General features: G+C 32.7%; 4 protein-coding genes. All 4 read left to right on the forward strand.

The window, feature by feature from the left end; translation table 11 throughout:
* A partial coding sequence (locus ACUUYC_RS25350) for a hypothetical protein (protein ID WP_474270629.1) occupies positions 1-1000 on the forward strand: 1000 nt, incomplete at its 5' end.
* Between the two features lie 12 nt (positions 1001-1012).
* Positions 1013-1609 (forward strand): hypothetical protein, encoded by a 597-nt coding sequence (locus tag ACUUYC_RS25355; RefSeq protein WP_474270631.1) that lies wholly within the window; start codon positions 1013-1015, stop codon positions 1607-1609.
* Positions 1609-2358, forward strand: coding sequence for a LolA3 family protein (locus ACUUYC_RS25360; RefSeq protein WP_474270633.1), 750 nt, complete (start codon positions 1609-1611; stop codon positions 2356-2358). Before ACUUYC_RS25355 ends, ACUUYC_RS25360 begins: the two co-directional genes overlap by 1 nt.
* Positions 2359-2431: 73 nt before the next feature.
* The coding region (locus tag ACUUYC_RS25365; RefSeq protein WP_474270635.1) for a DUF6443 domain-containing protein at positions 2432-6642 on the forward strand (4211 nt) is incomplete at its 3' end.

A 6642-nucleotide genomic window follows, 5' to 3' on the forward strand; every position in this document is an offset into this window, starting at 1 on the left:
ATATCCTTCATTAGCTTTTGAAGGCTCAGAACATCATTTGGTAAAGTATCCTAATTTTTATGAAACTAATCCATTTTTATACAATATCAAAGGAGATTGGCGTGCGGTAAAATCATATGCATATTTAACCAAGCGTTCAGCTACAGGTTCAAAACGAAACAGTGGATTTTTTAAGAAATTCTCTCCTTTTTATGCGTATGACGCTTTAGCAGAAAAATGGAAAACAGATGATACCGATTGGACTTTTGCCAGCGAAGTGACACAATATTCTCCATATGGTGCAGAACTAGAAAACAGAGATGCTTTGGGTAGACATTCATCTGCGCAGTATGGTTATAATTATAAACTTCCTGTTGCTGTTGCTTCCAATAGTGAATACAGACAAATGGGATATGAAGGTTTTGAAGATAGAACTTCCGAAGATGTAGTAAACACTCACTTTAGAATTTCAAGTTTATCATCTACAGAAAATGAAATTATCATCACAGAAGAAGAATCTCATACAGGTCGATTTAGTATGAAAGTTGAAGGAGGAAGAAGCGCATCTATTCATAAAAGACTGTACAATGATTGTGTAGAAAGAGGGACACGATTAGATTGCGAACCTTCGTGTAATAATGGATGTGATATCATTCAATATCCTGACTGTGATTGTGACAGTGTGCCAACATGTAGCTATGAAGGTATCGGACTAATATCTAATAATGAAATTGCAATCCCAATACTATTGAATTACGGAACTGATGGTCCACTAAATACAGGCCCTTCATTAGTTTTTAATTATTCATCAGGATCAATTAGTGAAGTTTCTTATGACAATCAAACAGGGTTATATATCTATAAATGGATAATTCCTAACACAGGAGAACATAAAATAACCTATACCATAACGGATAATAATGGAGACGATCAGTGTAATGAAACCATTATGATTACTAACGGAGAGTTCGCATTTAACAATGCAAATGACTCACTAATGATATTGAACATAAGCCATTAAAAGATATAATTTATGAAATACATACTAATAATAAGTGCAATACTACTAAGTAGCTTAGTTAAGGCGCAAACATTTGACAATAATTGTTCTTCTTTTTATCCATTACCTGGCGAAAAATACATCATTAGCGGTTGGGTGAAAGAAAGTAATAGTCAAACAAAAAAAACATATACCAATGGTGTATTGGAGATTAACTTTTATGCGGGAAATAATGATTTAACTCCTGCTTTGCCTACGATTACAATGTATCCTAGTGGAAAAATTATTGAAGGTTGGCAGCGAATAATTGGAATTGTATCAATTCCCAAACCTGCTGATGACTCAAATGAAGAACCGCTTAAAGTAATCGGAATAGGTTTATCATGTCTAAACACTGGAACTTCTTGCTACTTTGACGACATTCGAGTTTTCCCTTTTAACGGAAGTATGAAAAGTTTTGTGTATGACAAAGACACACAGCGTCTTATGGCTGAGTTAGATGAAAACAACTATGCAACGTACTACGAGTATGATCAGGAAGGTGGATTGGTACGAGTGAAAAAGGAAACGGAAAAAGGAGTATATACCATTCAAGAAACACGATCAAAAAGTAAAAAACAAGCACAATAATGATAGCTATAAAAAATAACGTAAAACGTAAAATACAATTGTTAAGTATCATATTTCTATTGTGTTTTCAAGGGTTCAGTTTTGCACAAACCAAAACAGTAGATCAAATTCTTATGGAGACGCAAAACACAATGAAAGCGAACGAAAATATGCGGTTTGATATGCATTATAAATGGTATAACACGTATACAGAAGAGAGTCCATCTGTTACGTATCAAGGGAATCTTATAAAATTTGATAAAACTATGTATTCGAAAATTAACAATACATTTTTTATTTCGGATACAAACTCAAAAACTTCTATTAAATGTAATGAAGTAGAAAGGGCATTGGTTGTACAACACACTACAAATACTACAGAGAGTCAATCTCCTATAGCATTATTAGACACTTTCATAAAATTTTTCAAAACAAAAGAAGTAAAGGATAATGGTGATCAATGGATTTGCGTATTAACAACAGATGTTATAACACAATTACCTTATGGGAAAGTTGAAATTTTTATTAATAAAGAAACTGCTCTGATTGAAAAACAAATATTGTATTTCCTTTCAAATGTTCCGTATAAAAATGAAGATGGAGAAGAAAAATCTGGGAACCCGAAAATGGAAATTACACTCTTTAATTTTGAAAATAACTTGTCCGAGAAGGAAAAAAGTATTGCTCAAATAAATTATTACATCCAAAAAAAAGGATCAAAAATAATTCCTACTACAGCATATAAAGAATTCAAAATAAGTCAATACTAAATAGTAAATCATTTTACAACTTATAAAGTTCTGTCTTGACTATTCAACATATAAAAATTAACAAATGAAAGTGATGAAATCAACATATTTATTTAAAACTATCCTATGGATAAGCATTTTATGTTCTATTACTTTAGGACATGCGCAAGGAGAAATTCCTAGAGTCCATGAAAATAGCGAATATACACCGCAACAAATTCAAGATGCTCATACTAATTTTAGTAATAGTTTACCTAATGATTTCATTTCATTTGTAGAAAGTGGAAGTGCTAATAGTACGACGTATAGTCCTGAAGCATATGTATTACTTCAGATTGATACCGATTCACCGCCATTTGTTGAGTATTCATTGGAATTACAGTTGAAAATTTTTCCTGCTTTGTCAGATGGAACATTTGAAACAGATGGCTACAATCATATATTAAAAGTTGAACACAAACCGTTTGCCAATATTGGTAATAGTTTAGATCAGGTATATCATAACATACAAAATAGGTATGGTGCTAAAGTATACATAGAAAATATTACCACTACATATGCGGCCACGAATACTGTTGTAAACGAAGTTCCTGAAAATATCAAATTAAGTATTGGGTTTAATGCTATTCGTGTGAATGGATTTTCTAACACAAATATTAATACGGAAAATCTCGATTTTGTTCCTAATGGTACCACAACCATATCCGTAGAAAATCAACGTCTAAAAGTTACTGTCAATCAAAATTTTAATTATGCTATTTTGCAGCCGACTTTAGAAGCAGGAAAAACATACCAGGTCAGTTTTGATTTAGATATGGAAATTGACAGTAGATTTTATGCATTGGCAAGAAAAATAGGTGATGGAACAAATTGGTTACACCACAGTGGTTCAAACATTTCAGGAGATACGAGCTATAATTATAGCTTTACTGCTAATAGTAATGGTGTATACCAAATATATTTTGGAGGACTTACAATTCCAGGACATCCTAATGCTGTAGACTTCCCAAATCCATTAACCTTTTATTTAAATAATATTAGTATAGCCGAGGTTGGAGGCTCAAATGAAGTAGTGTATTCCAATAACTTTGCTCCTTCAGATACTCCATCAATGTATGAACTTACTATGAACCCTGATAATGCAGGTGAATATCTATTAGCATGGGATAGTTTAGAAGGAGCTGTATCGTATGATGTAGAATGGACTTGGGTTGATAATTACGGAGAAACCTTATCAACTTCTAAAGGTGCAAATGAAATTTCGCTTACAGAGAAACAATTTCAAAGAAACAATACGCGCGTAAATACAAAAAAATTACACTATGAAATTCCAAAAATATATGACAAAGGATATATTGTATGCAGAGTAAGAGCCGTTGGTCGTTTTTCTGATGACTATCTCACAAATTTTTATGGTGCTTGGAGTCAAACTGGTACTGAAAATTCAACACTGGGTGATTGGAATTATACAATCGTTAATGGACACGAGGAAAATAAAAATTGGCAATTTCAAGCAAGTTATGCAGAAGAAGGTAAAAAGAAAGAAGTCGTAAGTTATTTTGATGGAACACTTAGAAACAGGCAAACTGTTACAAAAATCAATACTGATGATAATGCTATTATTGGAGAAGTAATTTATGATAATCAAGGGCGTCCTGGTATTGAAATACTTCCAGCACCTACTACTAGTAATGAATTAAAATATTACCAAAATCATAATATAAATACGAGTGATAAAAAGTATTCACATTTAGATTTTGATTGGGATGAAAATACAAGTGACCCTAATAACTGTGAAGTTCCTACGGATGGAATGAAAAACACATCTGGGACAAGTAAATATTACTCTGCGAATTATGATGGAAATAGTGAATTTCATGATGCAGTTCCAGATGCACAAAATTACCCTTTTTCTCAAATTCAATACACACCTGATAACACTGGCCGTATTAAACGGAAAAGTGGTGTTGGAGTAACACATCAATTGGGTAATGGTCATGAAATGAAATACTTTTATGGAAAACCATTTCAAAAAGAATTAGATCGTCTTTTTGGTTCAGATATCGGATGGGATATATATTATAAAAAAAATACAGTTGTTGATCCTAATGGACAAGTGAGCGTAAGTTACGTAGATCCACAAGGAAGAACAATAGCTACTGCACTAGCCGCTGATAATCCTCAAAGCTTAGATGGATTATTAGATGAAGAAACGGATAATCTTCACAATCCAACTACGGAAGATTTACTTAATAAAATAAACAGTAGTGATCCAGATACTACAATAGATAATAATATTTTGATAAATACTGGACGCTTTGCAAACCTTAATATAAATGATGGATTGCGATACAATGGTTTTAGAACAGTTATCAAAGCAGGAATAGAACATCAACTTGAATACGATATTAAAATCAACAATACATATGTTGATGAACTTTGTGATGATATTACTGGATATACATTTAAATATGATTTAGATATAGAACTAAAAGATGAATGCGGGAATGTTTTGTTGAATGAAGAAAGAATTATTGATGCTGATTTCAATCAAACATTTTCTGTGACTCCACCCTTAGGAGATCTTGCTATTGAAAAAACATTGATTGTAAATGAAGCTGCTTTAAATGACTATGTAGATCAATATATAACGGATGCGCAAGCTACAGGTTGTCTTTTGAGTCTTGATGATTTTAATGTACAAGCTCAAATTGAAGACTGCTTTGTTACCTGTGATGAATGTGTAGCTTCCTTGGGAACTGATAAAGATGATTACACACAAACAAAGGTAAATGCATACGGACTAAGTAGTCCAGAAGACGATGATACAATCGCAGCATTAACAAGTCGTTTTGAAAGAGAATACGATTTGTTAGTAGCCGAATGTATGGCTCCATGTACAGATGGTGGTATTATAAATGCAAATTCAAATACTTCTCTAGATGCAACAAATTCAATATCATGTATAGTGACAAAGCAAATCTTAGTCAACGATATGAAAAAAGTAGGGCAATATGGTATGCAAGTCAGTGAACTTAATGGAGATGGAGAGTATGAACTTGTTGATATTGCTATTGAACTTAGTATTTTTAATGAAGTTAATCTTTTGAAAAGCGTATTTATAGATGACATCTATACTAGTTATGGACAAGCGTCCCAAGATCATTATTCATGGAAAACACCTTTAAATCTCAATTTTGATGACCCATATCATTATTATGATAATAACGGTGCTGTAGTAAAAGTATTAATTGCAATTGAAGGAAATGGATATGGGCTTACAGAAGTAGATGAAGATCCACTAAATGCTGGGTTTGCTACAATTGAACCTCAAGATTTAAACTTAAATGATTTTCTAAGCTTTTGGCAAGATCAATGGGCAGAATCTTTGGTTGCCTTTCACCCAGAATATAGTTATTCATACTTTGCAAATGAACTATGTCAACTTACTACAAATGGCTTAAGTATGCTAGATAGTCAAGGAAATACGGTGAACATTACTATAAATATTGATGGTTATCAAAGCTATTTAGAACAACTTCCGATTGCAGATGTTGAAAATAATTATTTTGGTGTAAATACCCTAAATACGATCGTCGCGAACGATCCTTTATTTAATAATTTACCTTTTGATTTCGGAACTGGGACTTCTACTCCTTTTCATCGTACGGCTATGGAAAGTATAGTTGCTAGCTATGAAGATACAAATAATCCAATGTTACTTACAGCACTTTCAACAGTTAGGTGCAATAGTATAAGTAGTACTTGTAATGTCTCACTTTCTGAAATTGCAAGCATGACTGTGGAAGAAAAAGAAGAGCTTTGGGCAATATACAGTAATCTATATCTTTCTGTAAGAGATCGTGTAAAAAGTGTACTTGCAAACATGTATGCTAATTCAAAAGGAACGTATAATGTTTGTATTGGCGAAGATGCTAATAACCCTGGAGATCCTTTATTAAACTTAGGGAACTATCCAGGCTTTGTAATGCCAAATCCACCAAGCGGTAGTGATGGCACTATTTGTGGTGTTAATGCAAATCTTTATACAGGTAAGATAAAACGTATTATATCAGAAGATGTCAATTACGATTCAAATCAAAGTGTTGTAGAAACAGGACAAGCACTTGAGGCCTTAACAGACTATCAATATTATGTGCAATCTGGGCAATGTCCAATGGGACGTGATTTAGAAGCCTTCTTAAAAGGACTTGTCACTGATAGTAATACTAACAATTCAGGATTTGCAAATTTTGATTTTCATGGGAATTACTTAAGTATGGACTTATTTGATGATTTAGGAGG

The sequence above is a fragment of the Kordia sp. E genome, from assembly GCF_056033805.1.

What these genes read in the sequence shown, in the direction of transcription:
- ACUUYC_RS25355 (WP_474270631.1), top strand. Translation starts at nt 1,013, where the DNA reads ATGAAATACATACTAATAATAAGTGCAATACTACTAAGTAGCTTAGTT.
- ACUUYC_RS25360 (WP_474270633.1), top strand. Translation starts at nt 1,609, where the DNA reads ATGATAGCTATAAAAAATAACGTAAAACGTAAAATACAATTGTTAAGT.